This is a genomic window from Novipirellula sp., assembly GCF_041583735.1.
In the GTDB taxonomy this organism is placed as follows: Bacteria; Planctomycetota; Planctomycetia; order Pirellulales; family Pirellulaceae; genus Novipirellula.
In genome coordinates, this window is record NZ_JBFHFD010000863.1 from 1 (window position 1) to 2,996 (window position 2,996).

At 51.1% G+C, this 2,996-nt stretch carries 3 protein-coding genes; 1 reads left to right on the forward strand and 2 read right to left on the reverse strand.

Going from position 1 to position 2,996, the window contains the following annotated elements; all coding sequences use genetic code 11:
- The coding region (locus ABX962_RS33860) for an alkaline phosphatase (protein WP_372726082.1) at positions 1 to 1,029 on the forward strand (1,029 nt) is incomplete at its 5' end.
- Between the two features lie 377 nt (positions 1,030 to 1,406).
- Here ABX962_RS33860 and ABX962_RS33865 read toward each other — a convergent pair.
- Together ABX962_RS33865 and ABX962_RS33870 are read right to left on the reverse strand one after the other, a co-directional pair.
- Positions 1,407 to 1,958, reverse strand: a complete 552-nt coding sequence (locus tag ABX962_RS33865) for a hypothetical protein (RefSeq protein ID WP_372726083.1) — start codon at positions 1,956 to 1,958, stop codon at positions 1,407 to 1,409.
- Positions 1,959 to 2,092: 134 nt separating this feature from the next.
- A complete protein-coding gene (locus ABX962_RS33870; protein ID WP_372726084.1) occupies positions 2,093 to 2,794 on the reverse strand; it encodes a transposase in 702 nt (233 codons plus the stop codon).
- Positions 2,795 to 2,996: the final 202 nt, after the last annotated feature.

The following is a 2,996-nucleotide window of genomic DNA, read 5'->3' on the forward strand; positions in this document are numbered from 1 at the left end:
CAAGCGACCAACGTCACGTTTTGCATGGGCAGCTGCATGAATTACGATTCGTTCATTCGCGGAAAGTCCAACGGAGGCGGTCCGGTCACGGCGACTGCCGAAGACAAGCAGCTTGGTTATCCCGTGTTCGATTCGATGAGCAAGCTTGAGCCTGGTTTCTTCGTCGGGACGGGAGATATCGTCTATTACGATAAACCCAATAACGCTGCGGCAAAGCAGTTGCCGGAGCTGCGACGGAAATGGCACGAGCAGTTTCGTTTCCCTCGGCTGATAGAATTCTTTGGCAAGACACCTGCATATTGGTCCAAAGACGATCACGATTTTCGATTCAATGATGCGGACATGGTGGGCGAGAAAATGCCCTCGCCGCAATCAGGGATCGAATTGTTCCGCGAGCAGATGCCGATTCATGCATCCGAGGATCACGAGTCGCCCACTTACCGAACGCACCGCATTGGTCGCGACTTGCAGTTGTGGTTCACCGAAGGCCGCGACTATCGCTCGCCCAATCGCATGGAAGATGGCCCCGACAAATCGCTGTGGGGAAAAGAACAACGTCAGTGGCTCGAAGCATCACTACAGCAAAGTGACGCGGCATGGAAGATTATCATCAGCCCGACGCCGATGGTCGGGCCAGACGACGCGTACAAGAAAGACAATCACACCAATCTCGGCGGGTTTCGTCACGAAGCTGACTCGTTTTTTGCTTGGGCAAACGAACAAGGGATTGATAATCTGATGGTGTTCTGTGGCGATCGCCATTGGCAATACCACAGTATCCATCCGAGCGGGGTGGAAGAGTTTGGCTGCGGAGCGCTGAACGATGAGAATTCACGTCGCGGCGTGCCACCGGGTTCAAAACGAGGCACCGATCCCGACGGGAAAATTGTGCAGCCTTATACTTACGACGAACCGACTGGCGGATTTCTTTATGTCTCGGTCAGCCCCGACAAGGAAAAGTCGAAATTGCAAATTCAATTTCACGACGACCACGGCAAGCTGATGTACAAGGTTGCGAAAGAGCAATAAACAACCCCGATTGGAATTCATTCGGTGTTTTGAGTGTCGCTGACGCCCCATGCCATCTACTTTGGTGTTGACATCAAATATTGGGTGAGAGTTTCACCTCCGGTCTATACTGCAGTAACCTCTCCACCGACGAAGTTGGTGGAGAGGTGGCAGAAAAGCTGCGATAAAAACAAGGCCACGCCACAGCCCGTGATCAAAGCGAGAAGCAAAAAGAGTGAGAAGCGTTTCATAGGCAAGTTGCAAGATTAAACGGAGTGCCGTCTTCGGGTGACAGGAACCGAAAAGGTGCTGGTTCCCATTTGTTGCCAAGTTGATTTCCAAATCGCATACGATCAGCTGCGACAAAGGTTGGGCAACGCATTCGATTCTTGCCGCGATTAATGTCTCCGCTCGAAACCTGTGGGTTTAATCCAATATTCGACTGGTGTTCCGTCAGACAGTTTACCGTCCAACTGATACGGACGATTCATCCCTACTGAGACCCCAGCATATCTCTTAAGCATTAAGTGATCTACAACATCAAACGTGTCAGAATTGATGACAGCTAGAACAGTCTTTACTTGCTCCATCGGAACCCGCGTGCCGTCTACGGATTCTGGATTTTGACTGTACCAAAGTAGCTTCATTGTTGGATGTTCCGGTAGATCTAACACCTTGCAGTTCAGCGATTCCACGGGGATCGCGTCGAGAAAATCAAATAGGTCAGCATCGTCGCCAGATAAAGCCATTCGATACAGCACAACGGTGCCCAAACGACAATGGGCTAGACTTTCGTCACGACTGTCAACCACACATTGATAGGAATTTATCGTTTGGTTCAGTTCAGAGATCTTGGCACTCAACACGACGTTTTCACGATGCGATTGAAGCATTGCAAAAGATGCACCAACAATTAAAGCTAAAAGCAAAGCTAGTGGCAGGTATTTCATAAGCTATTTGGCAGGTCGAAATGGATCGTGGTCTCTGAATACAGGAACTGCATACGGTGAGCAGCCTAGCTACCGTCGTTGGAGTTTGGAAACACGACAGGGATACCGCCAGCACCAAGGCAACAACAAAGGTGTCAGGAATCATTGATGGATTTTTCGGGCAGGTTCCGCACTCTTGGCCGACCGCGTGGGCGTAGGGTCGATTCAAGGTTGAGTCGGCGGGAGATTGATTCAATCCAGTTCTCTTCGCCAAATGGGCTCCCACGCTTGACACTCCATCGAATGGAAGCCAGTTCCTTTTCACTGAGCGATTCGTTGACGCGGCCAACCCAATTAGGAAGGCGAGAAAGTGGCCAAGGTGATAGCAATTCAGGAGAGGGCTCAGCTTTACATACCCAGCGAAACAACGACCCCCATCGCCAATCTTCTGCCCTGCCCACAAGTCCCGCCTGCAATGCATTGCGTTCCACATACCTTGAGGCAACCAAGAAGTGTTTATCGTTTTGGATGGGAAAACTCTTAAAACGCCCCTGGTAGACGTGCCCCTGTCCTGAGGACCCATAATGGGCGTGAAAACGTTGTGTGTGCGTCAGCGTAACCCACCGTAAAAAGTTGCTCATCCCGCCATCTTCGGTAGGCTGAAGCAAAAAATGCCAGTGAGTGGGCATCAACTGGTAACTGAGTATCCGGCAGGGGTAGCGTTCCAATCCCTCCGCAAGAATGCGCTCGAACGCCTCGTAGTCGTCTTCCTTACAAAAGATTTCACTACGAGCATTCCCACGATTCAGAGCGTGGTACAGCCCGTTGGCTTCGTCGGCGCGTTTGGGTCGTGGCATTTCGGCAGCCTATCATACTCAGACCAACTAAACAAATGACTCCTGACACCTTTGTTTTGTCCAAGCGACCAACGTCACGTTTTGCATGGGCAGCTGCATGAATTACGATTCGTTCATTCGCGGAAAGTCCAACGGAGGCGGTCCGGTCACGGCGACTGCCGAAGACAAGCAGCTTGGTTATCCCGTGTTCGATTCGATGAGC

Excerpts from the sequence above, each read along its gene's own strand:
- ABX962_RS33865 (WP_372726083.1), bottom strand. The coding sequence starts at position 1,958 with ATGAAATACCTGCCACTAGCTTTGCTTTTAGCTTTAATTGTTGGTGCA.
- ABX962_RS33870 (WP_372726084.1), bottom strand. The coding sequence starts at position 2,794 with ATGCCACGACCCAAACGCGCCGACGAAGCCAACGGGCTGTACCACGCT.